The organism is Agathobacter ruminis, from assembly GCF_002735305.1.
GTDB classification, from domain to species: Bacteria; Bacillota; Clostridia; order Lachnospirales; family Lachnospiraceae; genus Roseburia; species Roseburia ruminis.
Genome location: NZ_PDYG01000031.1, coordinates 1 through 22,079 on the forward strand (window position 1 = coordinate 1; position 22,079 = coordinate 22,079).

The window sequence follows — 22,079 nt, forward strand, 5'->3', positions numbered from 1 at the left end:
GCATGGTGCCTATAAACACAAAACTCATTTTGTCATTTTACTTGGCAAACGGAGTCTGAACCCGGGGATCCCTTAGATTGAGAAGTACATAATATCAATAAATAAAGTGTCCGCCACTTCATAAACCTTTTTCCAAAATAGTTCATTCTCAAAAGACAAAAGAGGAGATGTGGACTGGAAACTTGGATTTAGGATAGGGGATGCGGTATAATCATGTTAAATATGTAAAGGAAAGGGAAACGATGAAGAAGATTTTAATTGTGGAAGACGATCAGGTGCTGCGTGAGCAGCTGATGCATCTGCTGGAGAATTCGGGATATGAAGCAATGGGCGTGACCTGCTTTGAGACGGTGAAGGAACAGCTGGAGAACACGGATGCTGATTTGATTTTGATGGATATTAATTTGCCGGGCACCAACGGAGAAGCTTTGTTGCAGGAATACAGAAAGAAACATGAAACACCGGTGATTATGCTGACGAGCAGAACCGGCGAGATGGACGAAGTGCTCTCGATGAGCTATGGGGCGGATGATTATGTGACAAAGCCGTACAACCCGACGATTTTGCTGCTTCGCATTTCTGCTGTGCTCAAAAGAGCGGTCAAGACGGAAGGCGTGCAGATGTACGGGGACATCGAGGTCAGCACGGTGAAGGGCAGTTTGACTAGGGGCGCGCAGGAAGTGGTATTGACCAAAAATGAGATGATTATCTTTCAGCTGATGCTCGATCGCAGGGGAGAGATTGTGACGAGAGATGAGCTGATGACGGCATTGTGGGACAATGATGAATTTGTGAATGACAATGCGCTGACGGTCAACATCAGCCGATTGCGTACCAAGCTGGCGGAGCTTGGGGCAGACAAAGCAATTGAGACACGAAAGAAGCAGGGGTATCAATTATTATGAGATGGAATTTGTTTCTGAGAGATAGGATGCCGCGTTATGTGACAGAGATTCTCGCATTGGCGCTGGCTTATGTCTTTCTTAAGGCCTTTCGGGTGCAGACACAGTTGATGATGGCACTTGTGATTATTTTTTTGATTGCAAATGTAATTGAAGAGGTATGGGAATATCAGCGCAAGAAAAAATTCTATGATGTATTGGAGCAGGCCGTGCGGGAACTGGATTGCAAATATCTACTGCCGGAGATGCTGTCCAAACCGGATTTTTATGAGGGCAGACTCGTGTATGAAGCACTTGCGGACACGAACAAATCGATGTATGAACATGTGGCGGAGTGCGAGCGGACGACGAGGGAATTCCGTGAATATATCGAATTGTGGGTGCATGAGGCAAAGATTCCGGTGGCGGGTCTGCTTTTGATGTGCCATAACAAAGCAAATGAAGATGATGCACTTCTGGCAGAAATCTGTCGTGTGGATGATGCCATTGAAAATGTTCTTTATTATTCTCGCAGTGAGAATGCGCAAAAAGATTATTGCATCAAATCAGTGGCATTGAATCGCATCTTTTCCAATGTGGCAGTGAAATATCGGCGGATGCTGCAGCTGGCAGGCGCTTCGCTTGAAGCAGAGCATCTGGACCATATGATTTTGACCGATGCCAAATGGATGGAATATATTCTCGGACAGCTGATGTCCAACAGTTTAAAATATCGGGATTCCAAACGGCCATTGTCGATTCGCGTCTGGGCAGAAGCATCAGATGACAGAATCTGTCTGTGTTTTCGCGACAATGGAATCGGAATCGGGCAAAGTGATCTGCCGCGCATCTTTGACAAGACTTTCACCGGGGCCAACGGCCGTAAGGGAAGCAAGTCCACGGGGATGGGACTCTATATTGTCAAAAACCTGTGCAGCCGTCTCGGACATGCGATTTCTGCGGAGTCTGAAGAAGGTGCCTATACACAGATCCGGATTACATTTGCAAAGAACGACTATGCAATGTTACAAAATTGTAATGTTCGGTAAGATAAGAAATGCGATTCTTTCGTCTGGATTCGGTAAGATTGCATTGACAACGAAAACAGCGAAAGGAGTTTTGAAATGGAATTACTGAAAGTAGATCAAATCGAAAAATATTACGGAAACAAATCGAGTCTGACGAAAGCCATTGACCGATTGTCCTTTTCCGTCAAAGAAGGAGAGTTTGTTGCAATTATGGGGGCTTCCGGAAGCGGAAAGACCACACTCCTGAATTGCATCTCCACAATCGATTCGGTGACTGCCGGACATATTTATCTTGAGAACGAAGACATCACCAAATTGAAAGGCAAAGGATTAAACCGTTTTCGCAGAGAAAAGCTTGGATTCATTTTTCAGGACTTTAATCTGCTTGATACATTGACCGCATATGAAAATATTGCACTTGCACTTTCAATTCAAAAAGTACCGGCGGCAAAAATCGATGCCGAAATCAAAACGGTAGCGGCACAGCTCGGCATCGAGGATGTGCTGTCAAAATATCCTTATCAGATGTCCGGCGGTCAGAAACAGCGCGTGGCTTCCGCAAGGGCAATCATTACGAAGCCAAAACTGATACTGGCCGATGAGCCGACCGGAGCACTGGATTCGAAATCATCAAAAATGCTTTTGGAGAGACTTGGATATTTAAACCGTGAATGTAAGGCAACCATTATGATGGTTACCCATGACAGCTTCTCCGCAAGTTATGCAGGCCGGATTATTTTTATCAAAGATGGACAATTGTTTCATGAAATCAATCGTGGAACAGATTCGCGGAAAGAGTTTTTTGACAAAATTATCGATGTGGTGACTTTGTTGGGAGGTGACGCGAACGATGCTCTTTAAAATCTCCTGCAAAAACATTCGAAAGAGTATGCGCGATTATGCGATTTACTTTTTCACTCTGGTCATCGGTGTGTCCATCTTTTATGTCTTTAATGCAATCGGGACACAGATGGGATTCATGAAGCTTGCGGACGATACAAGACAGATTTCGGAATTGCTTGTCACATTGATTTCGATGCTGAGTATATTTGTCGCAATTGTGCTTGGCCTGTTGATTGTTTATGCCAGCCGTTTTCTGATGAAACGCCGCAATCATGAATTTGCAATCTATATGACGCTCGGCATGAGCAAGGGTCGAATCTCGATGATTCTGGTGCTTGAGACCATGCTGATCGGAATTGGCTCTCTGGTATGCGGATTGCTTTTGGGAATCGGATTATCTCAGCTGATGAGTGCGCTTGTCGCCAATCTGTTTGAAGCGGATATGACGGATTATGCATTTACCGTTTCCTGTGATGCAATTGTCAAAACATTGCTTTGCTTTGTGATTATCTATCTTGTGGCCATGATTTTTAACAGTCTGATCATCACACGGATGCGTCTGATTCAGCTGATTCAGTCAGGTCAAAAATCAGAGCGTGTACATCTGCACAATCCGGTTTTGTGCGTATTGATTTTTGTGATTGCCTCAGCGGTTCTTGGCAGATGCTATTACCAGGTTGGCTGGGATTATGCAAACTTAACAACCAGGAAATTATTGATTTGTATTATTTGCGGTGCGATTTGTACCTTTTTGGTATTCTGGTCAATCTCAGGATTGTTGCTTCGCCTCGTGATGATGCGCAAAAAAACTTATTATCGCGGTCTGAATGCGTTTACATTCCGCCAGATCAGCAGCAAGGTCAATACAATGGTATTGTCAATGTCAGTCATCTGTCTGATGCTGTTTATTACCATTTGTACGCTTGCAGCCGGATTTTCCGTACGCAATTCACTGAATCACGATCTGAAGACACAATGCCCGGTGGATATGGAAGTGGCAGCAGTCAACGGATCGAAACCGGTTGATCTGACAAAAGACTGGGTGATGCGCGGACACGAATGCGGATTCCCAATCGATGATTACATGAGTGATTATGTGCAATATTGTCTGTATTATTTTAAGGATTATAAGGCTTCGGATTTCCTTGGCCCTGAGGCGGGGGACAGATGGGATACCATGATCGAAACATTTATCGGTGTCAGTGATTACAATCGTCTTGCGCAGCTTTACGGCAAAGATTCCATTGAATTGTCAGCGGATGAATTTGTATTGCTTTGTGATTTCAAAAATATGACGGATATGCGCAATGACAGACTCGCAAACAATCGTGAAATTACCGTCGGCGGGACCACGCTGAAAAGCAAATACGATCATTGTGTGGACGGATTTGTACAGATTTCCGCACAGCATATCAACATGGGTGTGTTTGTGGTTCCGGATGAAACATTGCAAAATGCGACAGTGAACCTGATGGTTCTCTCCGGTAATTATCGGGCCAATACGGATGCACAAAAGAAGAGTGTTGATAAGAAGGCTTTGAAGGCATTCGAGCATGATTATTTGATCAATACGAAAATCGATATCGCAAATGCATCCATCGGACTGGGCGCAATTATCACATTCATCGGGCTGTATATTGGAATTGTCTTTTTGATTGCGTCGGGCGCAATTCTTGCATTGAAAGAATTATCGGAGAGTGTGGACAGCATTCACAGATATGAAATGCTGCGCAAAATCGGTGTGGATGAGCGCGACCTGACCAGATCGCTGTTTCGGCAGACAGGAATCTTTTTCCTGCTACCATTTGCAGTGGCTGCGATTCATTCTGTCTTTGGTATGAAATTTGCAGTCAATACGCTTGAAATATTTGGTACGGGCGGACTTCCGGAGTCCATTGCAGCATCTGCGATGATTCTTGCACTCATCTATGGCGGCTATTTTGTTGTAACATACCTGTGCGCAAAAGCAATTGTACGCGACAACTCCCGGCTTTAAATCCCGTACACAAATATGATATACTTTTGGTGTCGCTATTGTGGAGAAGATGATTTCAAAATCAGGGGAAGTTTTAGATGAAATATGGTAGAGCGGTTGCTGCAATGCTCGTGATTCTTATGGGGCTGGCCGGATGCACAAAAGCATCTCCGGCGGGCAGAAATGATAGTTCGGATGTCATAATATGTGATGCTGTTCCGCAGGAGTATTGTGAGCCTGCGGAGCATGCGGGCACTTTGCAGCGGTTTTATTACAGGACACGCAATTATGACAAGGATGAAAGCGAGATGGAGAAGTATGCCGTGGTATATTTGCCGTACGATTATCATCCGGAGCAATCCTATGACATTATGTATCTGATGCATGGCTATACCGGAGCAGCGACTACCTGGCTTGGGGATGAGAACGACGAAAATAAGGTCAAGCATTGTATTGATCACATGATTGAGGATCATCTGACTGAGCCGATGATTATTGTATCCTGCACCTATTATGACAATAATACGGATGAGGAGACAGGAAATTATGATATTTATCTGGTCAATCAGTTTGACCGGGAATTGCAGAATGATTTGATGCCTGCAGTGGAGAGTGCGTTTTCGACTTATGCGGAATCTGTCGATTCTGAAGGCCTGTATGCTTCGAGAGCACATCGTATTTTCGGTGGCTTTTCAATGGGCTCGGTAACCACATGGTATCAATTCTGCACTTCCATGAAATATTTTTATTATTATATGCCGCTGTCCGGATCAATTTTATGGGGACCGGACGGACGGGGCAATAAAGACGCAACATGGTCCGCGCAATTTCTCGAAGATGCGATATCTGCCCAAGGCTATACACCGGAGGACTTTTATATTTATATGGCAACCGGGGAGGAGGATTATGCGCGGTCGCTGTTTGAAGCACAAATCCGGGAGATGGAGCGCAAGCCCGAAGTGTTCCGTTTCGGAAATCCGTATGAGCCGGATACCAATTGTGTATATGCGATTGGACCGGGCGAAAAACATAATGCGGAAGGACGACTGCGTTACATCTATAATATCCTCCCGGCATTCTCCGCACGAATCAGCGCTACCATGCGGATGGAATTGTAAATTGTCTCAGAATGGATTATAATGAAGTGCTAAGTACGTTTTGCGCTTAGTACTTTTTGATTTGATTACCAGGAGGAAAAACATGCTGGAATTAAAAAATATTACATTTCAGGTCAATGACGAGGGCTCGGACAAAGAGATTATCCGCGATATCAGCCTGACCATACCTGATGATAAACTTGTAGTCATCACCGGCCCGAACGGTGGTGGAAAGTCAACTTTGGCACGCCTGATTGCGGGAATCGAAAAGCCGACATCCGGTCAGATTCTGCTCGACGGAGAAGATATCACAAATCTTTCGATTACAGACCGTGCGAAAAAAGGAATCGGATTTGCATTTCAGCAGCCGGTGCGCTTCAAAGGCATTCAAGTGTTTGACTTAATTAAACTGGCCACAGGAACCAATCTCTCAGTAGGTGAGGCCTGCCAGTTCCTGTCAGCGGTTGGACTTTGCGCACGCGATTATATCGATCGCGAGGTGAACAGCAGCTTATCCGGTGGAGAATTAAAACGAATCGAGATTGCAACCGTATTGGCAAAGGCATCTCGTCTGTCGGTATTTGACGAGCCGGAAGCCGGAATTGATTTGTGGAGTTTCCAGAATTTGATTGAAGTATTTCAGAATATGCGGGAACAAATTCATGACAGCTCGATTTTAATTATTTCCCATCAGGAACGAATCCTGAATATTGCAGATGAAATTGTTGTATTAAAGGATGGAAAACTTGAAAAGCAGGGAAGCCGTGAGGAAATTCTGCCAAGTCTTATGGGAACGGCATCGGCTGTGCCGGAGTGCCGTAAAAACTTTGTTGCAAAGGAGGATGCGCAAGAATGTTAGAGATGGATGAAATTCAAAAGCGTCTGTTGCGTGAAGTGGCAGATTTACATAAAGTGCCGGAAGGCGCCTACAACATCCGTGCCAATGGCGAATCGGCAGGACGCGTATCTACAGAAAATATCGAGATTGAACCACGCGAAAGCGGGGACGGATTGACCATTCGAATCAAGCCGAACACCAAAAACGAGAGTGTACATATCCCGGTTGTCATGACCAAGAGCGGTATCAAGGAACTGGTTTATAATGATTTTTATGTTGGTGAAAATGCAGATGTGACCATTGTGGCCGGCTGTGGAATCGACAATTGCGGCTCACAGGATTCCGAGCATGACGGTATACACCGTTTCTTTATTGGCAAAGGTGCCAATATCCGATATGTAGAAAAACATTACGGATCGGGTTCGGGTTCCGGTAAGAGAATTTTAAATCCAGGAACGGAAGTATATATGGAAGCAGACAGCTCCATGGAGATGGAGATGGTTCAGATCAAGGGCGTGGATGACACGAATCGCACGACCAAGGCGGAATTGGCAGAAAATGCAAAGCTTGTCATCCGCGAGCGTCTGATGACACATGGCGATCAGAATGCACTCAGCTTCTATGATGTGCAGTTAAACGGAGAAGGATCCAGCGCAGATCTGGTATCGCGTTCTGTAGCCAGAGACAATTCTTATCAGAAATTTGATGCGACACTGACCGGTAATGCAGCTTGCTCCGGCCATACGGAATGTGATGCGATTATCATGGACAAGGGCACCATCCTCGCAGTTCCTGCACTTGAGGCAAATGATGTTGATGCGGCACTTGTACATGAGGCTGCAATCGGAAAAATCGCAGGTGATCAGATTATCAAATTGATGACACTCGGTCTGACCGAGGCGGAAGCGGAAGAACAGATTATCAATGGATTCCTGAAATAGGGCAATTGTACTATTTTTTATTGCAAGCAAATGTCTTCTGTGATACAATGATATTTAGGATATATTTCCTATTTTTGTAGGGGAAGGGAGTATTTAATTCAAAGAACTGTTCAATTGAATCTTATCTTTTTTGTGGTATTGTTGGTGGTTTTTTATCATTTTATATAGCTTAAAGGAGAATACTTATGAGCAAGAAACAAGAGACAAAAAACGTGAAATCAATTAGCCGTAAATTATCATTGATTTCGGCTGTCATGTTGGTAATCAGCATGATTGCAGCAGAGTTGATTGTAATCGGATTTGGTTACAACATGGTTCAGGATTTGATCAACAAATCGCTGAAGACAGAGGTTTCTACCGATGCAGGACTAGTAAACCGTGAATTGAATGCAACCTTTTATTATTTAAACGGAGTTGCGGATGCAGTGGAGCAAAATACATTTGCGGATGAGGCTGCACTTCGTTCCTATCTGGAAGGCACAATCGGAAGATATGAGATGATTCCGACCGGTGCTTATCTTGCATTGAATGACGGAACATTTATTTATCCTGCAGATCCGTCGATTGAAGAAGGCTTTGTAGCAACAGAAAAAGCTTGGTATACGGAAGCAATTGCATATACCGACAAGTATTTCTATTATTATGATGTTCCATATTTTGATACTGCAACAGGAAATTTGTGTTCTACCGTTCAACGCCATGTTAAGATGAAAGATGGTCGTGAAGGTGTATTTGTTGCGGATCTGATGATGAGTTCAGTACAGGCAAAGCTTGCCGATGTCAATCTCTATGATACAGGTAAAGCAATGATGGTTACGACAGACGGACTGATCCTTTCTTATGAGGATGCTTCTGTTTGCGGACAGAAACTTGAAGAACAGACCGGAAACAAATTGCTTGAGAACATCAATGAAGTGCTCACAAAGGATGACGGAACCGTTTCATCTGTCAATGCGGGCAGCAAATATCTGACCTGCGGATCGACAATTGACGGTACGAACTGGAAAGTAATCATTTATGTGAAATCATCCGAGGTATTTGCAGCCGTAACAAAGATTATCGTTACTTTGATTATCTTTACGATTCTTGCAGTTGCAGTAGTAGTATTCATCATGGTTCGTGTATTGACCAAGATGATTAAGAAACCGGTACATGAGCTGACCAACAATATTGAAAAGATTGCCGGCGGTGACTTTACTGTTGAAGTACATGCAAAGGGCAATGACGAAATTGCATATATGAATTCTGCAATGGGCGATTTCATTGCGGGAATGCGCGATTCCATTACGGACATCAAGGATGCTTCCGTGAGATTGCGCGGTGAAGCACACAACTCACAGGATACGGCAGATCACCTGGAAGGTGCAGCTGAGAATCAGTCATCTTCTATGGAACAGATTCGCGGAACCATTTCAAATATGGCAGATGCGGTAACATCTGTTGCGGAGAGTGCGACCACACTTGCACAGACCATTGACGAAGTCAATGAAGGTGAAAAGCGTATTGAAGAATCTATGAATACATTGGTTCAGAAAGCGGAAATCGGAAAGAAAGACATGATGACGGTTTCAGAAGGAATGACCAATGTGGTGGCATCTATGGCAGATATGGCAGATGCGGTTAATGCGGTAGATGAGGCTGCACAAAAGATCAATGAGATTGTAGATATGATTACAGCCATTTCAACGCAGACCAACCTGCTTTCATTGAATGCATCTATCGAGGCTGCAAGAGCCGGAGATGCAGGAAAAGGATTCGCGGTTGTTGCATCCGAAATCGGTAATCTGGCAAACAATTCTGCACAGGCAACCAGCGAAATTGCAGGTATTATTACAGAAATGTCAAGCCGTGTAAGAATGCTTTCGGAGAAATCAAATACCAATACCGAATTGATTAATCACAATGCGGAATATGTTAATTCGGCAGCTGCAACATTCGAGCAGATTACAGAGGAACTTTCCGAAGCATCTGATACTTTGAACAGTATTGCACAGCAGATGATGACGGTGAACGATGTCGCTTCCAATATGGCAGCAGTATCCGAAGAGCAGTCAGCATCCACTCAGGAAATTGCTTCTCAGGTAGAAGTGGTAACCGAGGCGGCAAGAGGCGTTGCAGAATCCAGCGATATGGTTTCTGTAGCTGCAAATTCCGTTGCAGATGCAGTTGATGTCATCAATAACAATCTGGAGCGATTTACCATCTAGATCCGGACAAAAAAATGAGCCTCCCCCGTTTGAATATGGGGGAGGCTTTTTGATTGTTTTTTCAATGAATGTTATGACTGAATCGGGAAGAGAATACTTGCCACAAAATAACCGCTTTCCATATAGGTATCAAAGATACCGCCAGCTTCTTTGACTGCCCTACGAATAATCTTCATGCCAAGCCCGTGATTGGAGGCATTGTCCTTGGAAGTATGGAACTGAGGATTCACTTCGTGGACATTATAGGATACCTTGTTTTTGATGCAGCAGACAAGGTACTGATTCTTTTGATTCATATAAATCTGCAAATCCGGTTTCTTCTCTTTCACACTGGCCTCAATGGCATTGTCAAGCAGGTTTAACAGAATCGTACAAAATGTTTCTTCGTTAATGGAGAGCTTCTCCGGAATTAAAATTTCGGTATAGGTTTTGATATGATGTTTCTGTGCAAGCGCCAGCTTGGTGTTTAAAATATAATCAATCAGCGTATTGTTGGTATACAGAGCGGAAACATTGTCGCTCAATTCTCCGATATGTTTGGACAGAAATGCATCGATTTGGTCATATTTCTGTTCTTTCAGCAGCGTCTGTATATAAAAGTAGGAATTCTTGAGTTCGTGTCTCTCTTTTTTTGCCTGTTCTTCAATCAAAATCGCATATTTGTATCTGGACAACTGCGCCGAAGTCTCGGCATAAGCGCGTCCCAGTTTGATCCGTGCCTCATTGTTTTCACCAATCTTTGCATATAAGAAATAAAAGACCGGCAAGTTGAAAACCAGTAAAAATGCTGAGACAGAAACAAATATCGCATGTGGAATGGTCAGTGACGGATCGGCAAGCTGGAATGTAACAAAAATCGAAACCGGACAATACATCAACAGCGCAACCTGGTATTTTTTCAGGTATGTCAGGACATTGTGAAGCGGATATTTCAGGCAGAATTTTCGGAAGTAAATCAGCGTAAATGTCGGAACCAGCGCAGTGGTAATATCAAGCGTCAGGTAAAGATAATGGTCCATTGTCGGTTCATGATCATATAAAAATCCACCGAGGAAGAATACGATACATTTGTATACGGTGAAATAATACAGATAATAGACAAGCTTTTCGATGATATAGCGATTGCGCAGGAATACAAATATCCAGATCAGACATACCGACATCAATACAGAAAAATAATAATAATATGGTATGGTCTTATGCTTCAGTGCATATTCCGGGAAATAGTACAATGCCCAGAACAGAATAATGGGCAGCGCATAATACAGGAATGTATTGATTTTTTTGTCATTCTCAAACAAATGCAGCATCATATTCAAAAATACGATGATGTACAACGCATTGCTCATATATTGAAAAAGCAGATAAATGATTTCTATCATGACAGACTCCTGTTGGTATATTGAATAAATAAGTGTTTGACTTCATCAATGCGATTGCGGCTGATTGGAATCAGCTCCTCATTGCTTAATTCAATGGAATTCTTTTTGATGGCATTGATGAATTTATAATTCACCAGATAGCTTCGGTGCGGCTTGATAAAATCATAGTCCACCAGCAACTGTTCGATTTCCGAAAGTGAAATTTTGATTTCGGTTGTATTATTGGTGCAGTGAATCTGGCAGTTTTTGCCCTGTGCTTCAATGAATTGAATATGATTGACATCAAATGAAAACAAGTCTTTTGAGCGCGGTTCCATAATCCGGATAATTGCCGGATTACGGCGGTTCAGTTCCGTGATGATGGCAGGCACAAGACTTGGCAGAAGCTGGTCAAAGTGGCTCTTGCGCACAAAGCGGAATGGCTGTACCTCAAAGGTCGAAAAAACAAGTTCATCTTTATTGGAAATAAAAACAACCAAAGCATCTTCGTTCATTTGCCGGATTTTGCGGCAAATCGATATTCCGTCGATCTCCGGCATCTCGATATCCATGAATACAATATCAAAATGATAATGCTCATCCATCATGGAAAGCAATTGATTTCCGTTATAAAACAAATCAAATTCAACCTGGACATTGTTTTTCTGAAATTCATTTGCCAGAGTTTTCATAACATAAGATGCGATTTCTTTTTCATCTTCGCAAACAGCTGCATGATACATATCCGTTCTCCTTATTTTAGCCCTTCAATACTTTTTTCTTATATCTATTGTATTACAACTCTGTCTTTTTATGTTTTACATTTCATACCATATTTTAACATTTCATTCCAAAAATGAAAATTTGAAAATTTACTTGATATACTCACAATCAGTAAAACAACAATTCAAGTTAGGAGATAGCCACATGAGTGAAGTATTACTTGAAGTAAAAGGTATGTGCAAAAACTACGGACCGATTACAGCATTGAAAAATGTGAACTTAACCGTATGTCGTGGCCAGGTTCATGGACTCGTCGGAGAGAATGGAAGCGGCAAATCGACCATCACATCGATTGCAGCGGGAATGCAGCCGAGAACCTCCGGTCAGATGACATTCCTCGGAAAGGAATGGAATCCATCCTCCATGATTGAGGCGCAACGCAATGGATTTTCCATGATTCTCCAGGAAGCAAATACCATTCCGGGATGTACCGTTGCAGAAAATCTGTTTGCCGGAAAAGAGAATGAGTTTTCAAAATTTTCTCTGGTACAAAAAAGAAGAATGAACCGTGAAGCGGATGAAATTCTCGATCGTTTTGGGATTCATCATATGAGAGGAAAGGATCCGATTGACAGATTTGGATTTGAGGATCGCAAGCTTCTTGAAATCGCAAGAGCGGTGACAGAAGATACACAGATACTGGTTGTGGATGAGACCACAACAGCGCTTTCTCTGGAGGGACGTGACATTCTCTATAAAGTAGTGGATGACATGGTTGCCAACAACAAAGCCGTAATCTTCATTTCTCATGATATGGATGAAATTATGGAGCGATGCAACATCCTTACTGTATTAAGAGACGGTGAGATCCGCGGAACCATTACAAAAGAAGAGATGGAAGCACCGGATGCGGTTCGAACCATTCGACAGCTGATGGTCGGACGAGACATCGGAGAAAAAATGTATCGTACCGATTTTGATGCAAGCTGCTCCGATGATGTGGCTTTGGAATTTGAACATGTGACAGGTCCGAATGTCAAAGATTTCAGCTTACAGCTGCACCGGGGGGAAATCGTCGGAATCGGCGGATTGTCCGGATGCGGTATGCATGAAGTCGGCAGAATGGCATTTGGAATGGAAGAAGTTGACAAAGGTCATGTGCGAAGCAACGGCAAGGAAGTGCTTTCCGCAAAGGATGCGGTCGCAAGAAAAATCGGATATATTTCGAAAAACCGTGATACGGAAGCGGTTATCCTGCAGGGCTCCATCGAAAGCAATATCAATCTTCCATCCCTTTCGGATCTGACCGTCGGAGGAATCCTTTCTCCGCGCAAAAAGAAAAAGCTTTCCAATGAGCATATAGATTTGCTTGAAATCAAATGCAGAAACGGCAATCAGTGGGTGAGCACGCTGTCCGGTGGAAATAAGCAAAAGGTTTCCTTTGCAAAATGGATTGCAAAAGGAGCGGAAATCATCATCATGGACTGCCCGACACGAGGTGTTGATATCGGTGTCAAGCAGGCAATGTACGGTCTGATTGACCAGATGAAGCAGGAAGGCAAAGCAATCCTGATGATCAGCGAGGAAATGTCCGAATTGATCGGTATGTCAGATCGTCTGATCGTAATGAAGGACAGCAAAATTGCAAAAGAATTTAAACGCTCAGCGTCGTTGTCAGAGACCGATGTGATTGAGTATATGATTTAGGAGGTATGACAGTGAAAAAGCTGGGTAAAGAATTATTCACCAATCACGGCGCTGACATATTGAGCTACGGCGGCTTGGTTTTATGTGTTTTGATTTTTTCATTTTTGAGTGAGGGAAAAATTTTCAGCGCGTATAACTTTCGTATATTGATTCAGGCAGTTTGTGTATATGCCATCCTTTGTATGGGCGCAATGTTCGTTTATGCAATGGGTTATATGGATATCAGTGTCGGCGCACAGGTCGGCGTTTACAGTATCCTTTGTATCCTGATTGCAAACAAAACGAATTCCGTATGGCTTGGATTTTTAACCATCCTCGGGCTGGCGCTGATTTGTGGATTCATCAATGGATATGTATCGGTGATGCTGGGACTGCCGTCCATTGTCACATCGATTTTCCTGATGTCCATCTTCAGTGGAATACAGGCTCTGATCATGGAAAAACTCGCGCTCAACAGTGTGGCAATCACCTGTGACATGACACAATACAAAGACACGAAATTTATGATTGCCATGATTGTGATTGTAGCAATTGTATCGATTGTACTGTTCAAATACACACCGCTCGGAGAAGTGGTCCGCTCGATTGGAGCAAATGAGCATGCGACTCAATATTCCGGAATCAATACCACCAAATGGAAGGTTCTGGCATATGCATTCTTTGGCATCTGTGTTGCGCTTGGCGCATTCCTTTTGACAGCAAGAACCGGTGCTGCCGGAAAAGGAACCGGAAACGGCTATGCGATGGATATCATGGTTGCATTGCTGCTCGGCGGAATGCCGCTTTCCGGTGGTATGCGTTCTAAGATTTCGAGCGCATTGATTGGTTCATTTACTTACGTGATTTTGTCAAACGGATTGATTCTTTCCGGTGTTGACACCAAATTGGTTTATATCATCAAAGCAATTGTATTTATCGCGGTAATTCTGATTACATGCCGCAAGAAGGACGGTGTCCTTCCAAGATAATTTTGTTAACTTCCCCATACGGGGGGTTTTGATAAAAAAGGAGGAAAAAGAAATGGCAAATTTCAAAAAAATCGCAGCACTCGGACTGGCTGCAATCATGGGGCTTTCTACACTTACCGCATGTGGTAAGGGAGGATCGTCTGACACAACTCAGGGAGGATCAACAGTAGAGACCAAGCATCACAAAATCGGTGTAGGTTTGTATACCGATTCCGGAAAGGCGGTTGAGGCAATCAAGGCATATCTTGACGGCATCTCAAAAACAGTTGATTGTGAATTCTCTTATACAACTCTTTCAACCTATGATGAGGCAACAAACCTGACAGAGGTACAGAACCTTATTTCTTCAGGCTGTGAGGGTATTATCCTGACAGCAGATATGGGAACCACTTCCATCATCAAGGAATGTGCAGAGGCAAATGTTTATGTAGCAGGATTCCTTTGTGACTTCAACCAGTCTATGTTTACCGCTCATGAAGAAGTATTCGAAAATGAATATTTCCTCGGAACCGTGTGTGACGGATGGGCAGATGCAACACCATACGGCGAGCAGGTTGCTGATGAAGTGATCAAGAATGGTTACAAGTCAGTTGGTGTCATCGTATTCCCTGAATATGCTTATCCAAACCAGACCGTAGTAGCAAAGGCATTTACAGATAAGATTAATGAGTACAACAAGACTGCTGATCAGAAGATCACAGTAAAAGAGCCGACTGTATTGAATTTTGCTCCGCTCGATGCAACTTACTTCAGCGAGAATGCAGACATTGACTGCTTATTCTCAGTAGCAGCAGGTGCAAGCTTCGTATATCCTCAGATGGTTGCTGCAAACCGCACCGATATCAAGCTCTACACCAGTGGATTTGAAGGAACAGAAGATGTAGAAAACTTTGGCGCAAACGGAAACGGAGCATTCCGCGGAACCATGTGCTCAGCACCGGAAGCAATTGCATATCCGCTTTGCCTGTTGATTGACAAGTTAAACGGAACCGTATACAAGGATCTTCCTGCAACTGAGCGTGTAGATTGCCAGCCAATCATTATCTTAAGCGATGACGATTTGAACAAGGTAAAAGAGAAATCTCTTTACTTCTCAGCTGATTACAAGGATGCACTCATCACAGGTGAGGACATCGTAAATATGTGTGCAAGCTACAATGCTGATGCTACTTATGCACAGCTGGTAGAAAAATTACAGCACTTAGGTGTAAACGATTTATAAAATCAAGAAACAAGTTTTCGGGCGGCCGCAGGATATGCGGCCACCCATATCACTAAAAAATGCGATACGGAGACAGGCAGCATATGAAAAAAACAAATAAAGCGGTTGATATTTTAAAAAGAATTTTTTTGACGATGTTATTCCCGTTAGTAATTTATGTCGTCATGTTTATCCTGACAAGGAGTAGAGGAATTACATATTATGGTCTGACTGTGGACATGTGGCGCACGGTTTTGGTGAATTCATCGATGACAGGTGTGGCTGCGCTTGCAATCTGGCTTCAGGTCAAGAACGGCCGCTTTGATTTTTCGGGTGGCGCGACCATGGTGCTGACTGCAATCCTGGCAGGAAATATTGTCATTCAGAATCATCAGGGACCTGTTGTATATCTGATTTTATGTATTTTATTTGCAATGATTTTGTGTACGATTACCGGAATCATTTATATTGTAGGCCGACTTCCGATTATGATCTGTACAATCGGAGTGGCTCTTTTGTATGAATCAATTACCTATCTGGTATTTGATGCGCAGGGACTCATCATGATGAGTAATACCAAGCTTACTATTTTTGGCAGAATGCCATACATTCTGATTGTATTGGCGATTGCATTATTTGTCTTTGTCGGATATTCGTATTTTACGGTTTCCGGAAAGAGAGCAAAACTGCTTGCAAACAACCAGCAGGCAGCAGTTAATATCGGAATTAATGAGAAGAAAAACGTGATTCAGACATTCGTGGTATGCGGCGTGCTGCTCGGATGTGCGGCAGCAATCTACGGTTCCAACAATACCGTAGCACCGCAGTCCGGACTTTCCACAGCAAACACGTTGTTCTCAAACATCATTCCGGCATTTATGGGAATGTTTGTAGGAGCAGCATCAGTAGATGCAATCGGTGTCGTAGTCGCAGCATTCGGTATGGAAATCCTCAATTACGGATTAAGCTGTCTCGGATACGGTGCCGGCGGATGGCAGCAGATTATCGTGGGCAGCTTCATGCTGTTGTTCTATACGATTACAGCGCAGTGGCCACGCATCCAGGCTGCAAGAGCAAAAAAAGCACGAATGAATGAAGCATAGGATATAAAGAGGTGAAAAAATGGTAGATTTAAAAGCCAATCCATTTTATTTAAATGACGAACAAATCGCATGGGTTGAGAAAACCCGCAGTGCGATGACAGATGATGAAAAAGCAGAGCAGCTGCTTTGCCCATTGATGTTTACAGATGATGAAGAAGAATTAAAATCCATCATTTCCGCACACAATTTCGGAGCTGTGATGTTCCGCAGCGGTGTGGCAGAAAAAGTACAGAGAAATTTAAATGCAATGCAAAAAGTCGCAAAGATTCCGCTTTTGATTGCAGCAAATCTCGAAAACGGCGGAGATGGTGTCGCAAACGAAGGAACCAGCATGGGAAACCAGATGATGGTAGCGGCAACCGACAACGAGGAGCGCGCTTATCAGCTTGGCAAGATTTGCGGACGCGAAGGTTCTGCACTCGGATTCAACTGGTCCTTTGCGCCGGTGCTCGACATTGATATGAACTATCACAATCCAATCACCAATGTGCGTACCTACGGCAGTGATTACACCCGTACCATTCGCATGGGACGCCAGTATATCAAGGGATTGACGGAAGAAGGCATTGCACCTTGTATCAAGCATTTCCCAGGTGACGGTGTGGATGAGAGAGATCAGCATTTGCTGACCAGTGTCAATACCTTAAGCATTGATGAGTGGGAAGCAACCTATGGACAAATTTATCGCACCATGATCAACGAAGGTGCGCTGACTGCCATGATCGGACATATTGCGATGCCGGCAATGGAGGAAGCTGTTTCCGGACAGCCTTGCAATGAAGTGATTCCTGCATCCTGCTCAAAGAATATCCTTTCCGGATATCTGCGCGGCAAGTTGGGATTCAACGGCCTGGTATCCACCGATGCATCCCCGATGGTCGGATTCCTTTCCAACAGTGTGCGCCGTGAAGCGGTTCCGCTTTGTATCGAATACGGTTGTGATGTTCTCCTTTTCAACAAGGATCTCGAAGAAGATCTGATGTATATGAAGGAGGGAATCAAGAACGGTCTGCTCTCAAGAGCGCGTCTCGAAGATGCCGTAACCCGTATACTTGCAACAAAGGCAGCACTGAATCTGCATACAAAGCACGCAGATGGCAGCATTTGCAATGGCCCAGAGCAAATGAAACAGATTGCATGTGAGGAACATCTTGCATGGGCACGCGGCTGCGCGGATGAGGGAATTACACTGGTTAAGAATGTACAGAACATTCTTCCGCTTTCTCCGGCAAAGACCAAGAAGGTATTGCTGGAAATCCTCGGTGATTTTGCTTCCAATGAACGCGTGCAAAAGCAGGTAGTGGACATCCTCGAAAAGGAAGGATTCGATGTGACGGTATATGTACCGGAGACCTTTGAAACCATCTTCCTGAATCAGGCTGTCGAAGACTTTAAGAAGAAATATGATCTGGTATTATATGTGGCCAATATTGAGACTGCATCCAATAAGACCGTATCCCGTATCAACTGGCATACACTCTTTGGAGCAGGCAATAACCTGCCATGGTTTGTAAAAGAAGTTCCTACCGTATTTGTAAGCTTTGGCAATCCATATCACCTGTTGGATGCACCAATGATCAAGACCTTTGTCAACAGCTATTCCAATGCACCGCATATCGTGGATATGACATTTGACAAGTTGTTCGGCAAGAGTGAATTCAAGGGCAAATCTCCGGTGGATGCATTCTGCGGACGCTGGGATACCAGACTTTAATCAAAAATTATCAGGTGTGATATGAGAATTACAGACTTAAAAATTAATGGCATCAAGCGACCGGTCGGCTTTGCGTTTCCGCGCATCTCCCTGAGCTGGAAAGTAGAGGAAGCCAAAGATACGACCCAAATCAATGCAAAAATTACTGTTTCAACAGAACCGGATCTGAGCAACCCTGTATGGGTTGCTCAGTCTGCAACATTAAAATCCATCGGCACCACAATCGACATTCAGACGCAACCGCATACGCGTTATTACTATCGCGTCGAGGTATGGTCTGATGGCGGCGATTATGCGGCCAGCGAGATTGATTATTTTGAGACCGCAAAACAGGATGAACCATGGGTTGCAAAATATATCGGAACTGCAGCAGAGGATGAATTTCATCCGGTATTTGTCAAAAGCTTTTCCGGTCCGAAAGATGTGGTTCGTGCAACCATCTGCCTGACAGGACTCGGACTGTACGAAGCATATTTGAATGGCACAAAAATCGGAGACGAGTATCTGGCTCCGAATGTGAATGACTACAGCGTGCGGGTACAGTATCAGACCTATGATATTACGGATTTGCTGCAGGAAAAAAATGAAATTTGCATTTACTGCGGCAATGGTTTTTATAAGGGGCGCTTCGGCTATGACGGACATGTGAAATTCTTCGGTGACCGGTTTTGCACCATCGCAGAGATTCATATCTTGGATGCCGCAGGCGCTGATACGATTGTGGCAACCGATGAGAGCTGGCAGTATCGCGCAAGCGATATTATGGCAAGCGATATCTATGACGGGGAGACCGTTGACCGTATGTACGGTCAGGAACATGAGAACCCGTTGAAGCCAGTTGCAGTGCTTGATTTTGACACAGACAAACTGGTGGAGCGATACAGCCTGCCGGTGCGTGTGAAAGAAGTATTGCCGGTGCGCGAGGTGATCAAAACCGATGCCGGAGAGACCGTGCTTGATTTCGGACAGAATTTTGCCGGATTTGTATCATTTCCGTCAACGCTTCCAAAGGGATGTGAAATCACGCTGGACTTTGGTGAGATTTTGCAAAACGGTAATTTTTATAATGATAACTATCGTTCCGCAAAGTCGCAGTTCATTTATCGTGCAGATGGAAGAACGGAAACGGTGCGGGCGCACTTTACTTATTATGGATTTCGCTATGTGCGCGTAACCGGATGGCCGGGCCAATTGCCTGCCAATGAATTCAAGGGCAATGTGATTTATTCGGATCTGGACAATGCAATTGCGTTTGAGACCGGACATGCAGGGCTGAATCGTTTGCATCTGAATTGTCTGTGGGGGCAGAAATCAAATTTTATCGATATCCCGACCGACTGCCCGCAGCGTGATGAACGTCTGGGATGGACCGGAGATGCGCAGGTATTTTCACCGACTGCATGTTATCAGATGGACACCAGAGCATTTTATCGCAAATTCATGTTGGATTTGCGCACGGAACAGCAGAAATTAAACGGTGCGATTCCGCATTATATTCCGAATAATAATTCAGCCGTAGCTGGCAGCAGTGTCTGGGGGGATGTGGCAACATTTCTTCCGATGACACTCTATGATGTATACGGAAATTTGGCACAGCTGGAAGAAGCATATCCGATGATGCGGGATTGGGTAGGATTTATCCGACGCGGAGATGGAGAACATGGCAATCGTCATCTGTGGGATTTCGGATTCCATTTTGGAGACTGGCTGGCACAGGATGGTGTGACTGCCCAGAGTATGAAGGGTGGTACTGACGATTATTATGTTGCCTCGGTTTATTATTACGCATCGGTCTGCAAACTTGCAAAAGCAGCTCAGCTTTTGGGCAAAGAGCAGGATGCAAAAGAATATACGCAATTGTCAGCAGAAATCCGTGAAGCAATTCTGAATGAATATTTCTCGCAGTCAGGAAGACTGTGCATTGATACACAGACCGGATATTTATTGGCATTGCGTTATGCCATCTATCGCGACAAAGAAAAACTGCTCGAAGGTTTCCGTGTCCGCCTGAAAAAAGATTGTTTCAAGATCAAGGGCGGTTTCGTCGGCGCACCGATTATGTGCCAGACACTGGCAGAAAACGGTATGGAGCAGCTCGCATATGAAATTTTGCTTCAGGAAGGTTTCCCAGGATGGATGCACTGCATCAATCTTGGTGCGACAACCATATGGGAACGTTGGAATTCCGTACTGGATGACGGCAGTATCAGCGGCACTGAGATGAATTCGCTCAATCATTATGCATACGGCTCCGTCATGGAATATGTATATCGTCATATTGCGGGAATTCAGTCCCTGGCACCGGGATTTGCCAAAGTACAATTTGCACCGCAGCCGAATTGCAAACTCGGACATTTGCATTGTGCCTATGATTCTGTCAGCGGACGTTATGTTTCGGACTGGAAGATCAATGAGGATGGCACATTGACTGTACATTTTGAAGTACCGTTTAACGCGTGTGCAGTTGCAATATTGCCGGGAACAGACGGCAGAACCGTCGAATTAAAGGCCGGTGTTTATGAAGAAACCTATCGACCGAATGTCGATTATCGTATGCGTTACTCGATGGATACGCGCCTGGATCAATTAAAGGATGATGAAGAAGCAATGGACATTCTGGCGCAGGATCTGCCTGCACTTGTCGGCATCATCAAGAGCAATAATGAGGAGAGCCTGAGCATGAGTTTTGCCGATTTGCAATTCATGTTTTTCTGGGGCTTCAATCCGGAAATCATCCAAAAGGGGTGCAAGCGAGTACTGGAATTAAAGAATTAGGAGGTTGCAATGTATCGTGGAATTATATTTGACCTGGATGGTGTAATCTGTTTTACAGATCGTTATCATTATCAGGCATGGAAAAAACTGACAGATCGTCTCGGCATTTATTTTGATGAGACGATCAATGACAGATTGCGCGGGGTCAGCCGTATGGAGAGCCTTGAGATTATTCTCGAGCGCAGTGAAGTGCAATATTCCGATGAGGAAAAGGTTGCTTTTGCGGAAGAAAAGAATGAAACCTATAAGCAGTTGCTGACACAAATGTCTGAAAAAGATCTTTCCGATGAGGTTAGAGATACGTTACAGGAACTGCGTAATCGTGGATATAAGCTTGCAATCGGATCTTCAAGCAAGAATACCAAGATGATTCTGGGACGAATTGGCCTGGCTGATTTCTTTGATGCGATCAGTGATGGCACCAATATCACCAAATCAAAGCCGGATCCGGAAGTCTTTTTAAAGGCAGCAGAATTTATCGGCGAGAAGCCGGAGAATTGTCTGGTGGTCGAAGATGCAGAGGCCGGAATCGAAGCCGCATATCGCGGAGGATTTGACAGCGCCGGCATCGGTGAAGCTGCAAAGCATGCACATGTAACATATCCGATTCAAACATTTTCGGAGTTACTATCCCAAACCATATGTAAAAGAGTGTTCTAAGGAACACTCTTTTTTTACTTTATAGAGAGATTCTTTTTTTATTTTATTTGATTTTTG

The 22,079-nt window shown here is 44.0% G+C and carries 17 protein-coding genes; 15 read left to right on the forward strand and 2 right to left on the reverse strand.

Going from position 1 to position 22,079, the window contains the following annotated elements; all coding sequences use genetic code 11:
* Nucleotides 1-242: 242 nt before the first annotated feature.
* The 8 genes from CSX02_RS06355 (at nt 243) to CSX02_RS06390 (ending at nt 9,810) form a co-directional block, all read left to right on the forward strand.
* Nucleotides 243-905: a response regulator transcription factor gene (locus CSX02_RS06355; RefSeq protein ID WP_099386069.1), complete on the forward strand. Its 663-nt coding sequence runs from the start codon at nt 243-245 to the stop codon at nt 903-905.
* Entirely contained in the window at nt 902-1,930 is a 1,029-nt protein-coding gene (locus tag CSX02_RS06360) for a sensor histidine kinase (protein WP_099386036.1), read from the forward strand. The genes CSX02_RS06355 and CSX02_RS06360 overlap by 4 nt, the downstream gene beginning before the upstream one ends.
* 75 nt (nt 1,931-2,005) lie before the next feature.
* Nucleotides 2,006-2,770: an ABC transporter ATP-binding protein gene (locus tag CSX02_RS06365; protein WP_031542245.1), complete on the forward strand. Its 765-nt coding sequence runs from the start codon at nt 2,006-2,008 to the stop codon at nt 2,768-2,770.
* Nucleotides 2,760-4,748 (forward strand): ABC transporter permease, encoded by a 1,989-nt coding sequence (locus CSX02_RS06370; protein ID WP_099386037.1) that lies wholly within the window; start codon nt 2,760-2,762, stop codon nt 4,746-4,748. The genes CSX02_RS06365 and CSX02_RS06370 overlap by 11 nt, the downstream gene beginning before the upstream one ends.
* 77 nt (nt 4,749-4,825) lie before the next feature.
* Complete coding sequence (locus CSX02_RS06375) at nt 4,826-5,845, forward strand: alpha/beta hydrolase (protein WP_099386038.1); 1,020 nt, start codon at nt 4,826-4,828, stop codon at nt 5,843-5,845.
* 82 nt (nt 5,846-5,927) lie between these two features.
* Entirely contained in the window at nt 5,928-6,683 is a 756-nt protein-coding gene (locus CSX02_RS06380; protein WP_099386039.1) for an ABC transporter ATP-binding protein, read from the forward strand.
* Nucleotides 6,684-6,685: 2 nt separating this feature from the next.
* The gene (locus CSX02_RS06385) at nt 6,686-7,603 is read left to right on the forward strand and encodes a SufB/SufD family protein (RefSeq protein ID WP_334293584.1); all 918 of its coding nucleotides are present in this window, start codon (nt 6,686-6,688) and stop codon (nt 7,601-7,603) included.
* A gap of 185 nt (nt 7,604-7,788) precedes the next feature.
* Nucleotides 7,789-9,810: a methyl-accepting chemotaxis protein gene (locus CSX02_RS06390; RefSeq protein WP_099386040.1), complete on the forward strand. Its 2,022-nt coding sequence runs from the start codon at nt 7,789-7,791 to the stop codon at nt 9,808-9,810.
* 71 nt (nt 9,811-9,881) lie between these two features.
* Here the strand turns inward: CSX02_RS06390 and CSX02_RS06395 are convergent, their stop codons facing one another.
* On the reverse strand, nt 9,882-11,192 hold the full coding sequence (locus tag CSX02_RS06395; protein ID WP_099386041.1) for a sensor histidine kinase: 1,311 nt from the start codon (nt 11,190-11,192) through the stop codon (nt 9,882-9,884).
* Nucleotides 11,189-11,914 (reverse strand): LytR/AlgR family response regulator transcription factor, encoded by a 726-nt coding sequence (locus CSX02_RS06400; RefSeq protein ID WP_099386042.1) that lies wholly within the window; start codon nt 11,912-11,914, stop codon nt 11,189-11,191. The genes CSX02_RS06395 and CSX02_RS06400 overlap by 4 nt, the downstream gene beginning before the upstream one ends.
* A gap of 184 nt (nt 11,915-12,098) precedes the next feature.
* Here CSX02_RS06400 and CSX02_RS06405 point away from each other — a divergent pair, with 184 nt between their 5' ends.
* From CSX02_RS06405 to pgmB, 7 genes are all read left to right on the forward strand, one after another.
* The gene (locus CSX02_RS06405) at nt 12,099-13,601 is read left to right on the forward strand and encodes a sugar ABC transporter ATP-binding protein (protein ID WP_031542229.1); all 1,503 of its coding nucleotides are present in this window, start codon (nt 12,099-12,101) and stop codon (nt 13,599-13,601) included.
* Nucleotides 13,602-13,612: 11 nt separating this feature from the next.
* On the forward strand, nt 13,613-14,569 hold the full coding sequence (locus tag CSX02_RS06410) for an ABC transporter permease (RefSeq protein WP_189281384.1): 957 nt from the start codon (nt 13,613-13,615) through the stop codon (nt 14,567-14,569).
* A gap of 52 nt (nt 14,570-14,621) precedes the next feature.
* Nucleotides 14,622-15,791 (forward strand): sugar ABC transporter substrate-binding protein, encoded by a 1,170-nt coding sequence (locus CSX02_RS06415; RefSeq protein WP_099386044.1) that lies wholly within the window; start codon nt 14,622-14,624, stop codon nt 15,789-15,791.
* Nucleotides 15,792-15,874: 83 nt separating this feature from the next.
* Nucleotides 15,875-16,873, forward strand: coding sequence for an ABC transporter permease (locus tag CSX02_RS06420; RefSeq protein ID WP_031542222.1), 999 nt, complete (start codon nt 15,875-15,877; stop codon nt 16,871-16,873).
* A 19-nt stretch (nt 16,874-16,892) separates the two neighbouring features.
* Complete coding sequence (locus CSX02_RS06425; protein ID WP_099386045.1) at nt 16,893-18,587, forward strand: glycoside hydrolase family 3 protein; 1,695 nt, start codon at nt 16,893-16,895, stop codon at nt 18,585-18,587.
* Nucleotides 18,588-18,608: 21 nt separating this feature from the next.
* A complete protein-coding gene (locus CSX02_RS06430) occupies nt 18,609-21,362 on the forward strand; it encodes an alpha-L-rhamnosidase (RefSeq protein WP_099386046.1) in 2,754 nt (917 codons plus the stop codon).
* Nucleotides 21,363-21,371: 9 nt separating this feature from the next.
* Complete coding sequence (gene pgmB / locus CSX02_RS06435; protein WP_099386047.1) at nt 21,372-22,022, forward strand: beta-phosphoglucomutase; 651 nt, start codon at nt 21,372-21,374, stop codon at nt 22,020-22,022.
* Nucleotides 22,023-22,079: the final 57 nt, after the last annotated feature.

Excerpts from the sequence above, each read along its gene's own strand:
- CSX02_RS06415 (WP_099386044.1), top strand. The coding sequence starts at position 14,622 with ATGGCAAATTTCAAAAAAATCGCAGCACTCGGACTGGCTGCAATCATG.
- CSX02_RS06365 (WP_031542245.1), top strand. The coding sequence starts at position 2,006 with ATGGAATTACTGAAAGTAGATCAAATCGAAAAATATTACGGAAACAAA.
- CSX02_RS06405 (WP_031542229.1), top strand. The coding sequence starts at position 12,099 with ATGAGTGAAGTATTACTTGAAGTAAAAGGTATGTGCAAAAACTACGGA.
- CSX02_RS06390 (WP_099386040.1), top strand. The coding sequence starts at position 7,789 with ATGAGCAAGAAACAAGAGACAAAAAACGTGAAATCAATTAGCCGTAAA.
- CSX02_RS06385 (WP_334293584.1), top strand. The coding sequence starts at position 6,686 with ATGGATGAAATTCAAAAGCGTCTGTTGCGTGAAGTGGCAGATTTACAT.
- pgmB (WP_099386047.1), top strand. The coding sequence starts at position 21,372 with ATGTATCGTGGAATTATATTTGACCTGGATGGTGTAATCTGTTTTACA.
- CSX02_RS06375 (WP_099386038.1), top strand. The coding sequence starts at position 4,826 with ATGAAATATGGTAGAGCGGTTGCTGCAATGCTCGTGATTCTTATGGGG.
- CSX02_RS06395 (WP_099386041.1), bottom strand. The coding sequence starts at position 11,192 with ATGATAGAAATCATTTATCTGCTTTTTCAATATATGAGCAATGCGTTG.
- CSX02_RS06425 (WP_099386045.1), top strand. The coding sequence starts at position 16,893 with ATGGTAGATTTAAAAGCCAATCCATTTTATTTAAATGACGAACAAATC.
- CSX02_RS06355 (WP_099386069.1), top strand. The coding sequence starts at position 243 with ATGAAGAAGATTTTAATTGTGGAAGACGATCAGGTGCTGCGTGAGCAG.
- CSX02_RS06420 (WP_031542222.1), top strand. The coding sequence starts at position 15,875 with ATGAAAAAAACAAATAAAGCGGTTGATATTTTAAAAAGAATTTTTTTG.
- CSX02_RS06380 (WP_099386039.1), top strand. The coding sequence starts at position 5,928 with ATGCTGGAATTAAAAAATATTACATTTCAGGTCAATGACGAGGGCTCG.
- CSX02_RS06430 (WP_099386046.1), top strand. The coding sequence starts at position 18,609 with ATGAGAATTACAGACTTAAAAATTAATGGCATCAAGCGACCGGTCGGC.
- CSX02_RS06360 (WP_099386036.1), top strand. The coding sequence starts at position 902 with ATGAGATGGAATTTGTTTCTGAGAGATAGGATGCCGCGTTATGTGACA.
- CSX02_RS06400 (WP_099386042.1), bottom strand. The coding sequence starts at position 11,914 with ATGTATCATGCAGCTGTTTGCGAAGATGAAAAAGAAATCGCATCTTAT.
- CSX02_RS06370 (WP_099386037.1), top strand. The coding sequence starts at position 2,760 with ATGCTCTTTAAAATCTCCTGCAAAAACATTCGAAAGAGTATGCGCGAT.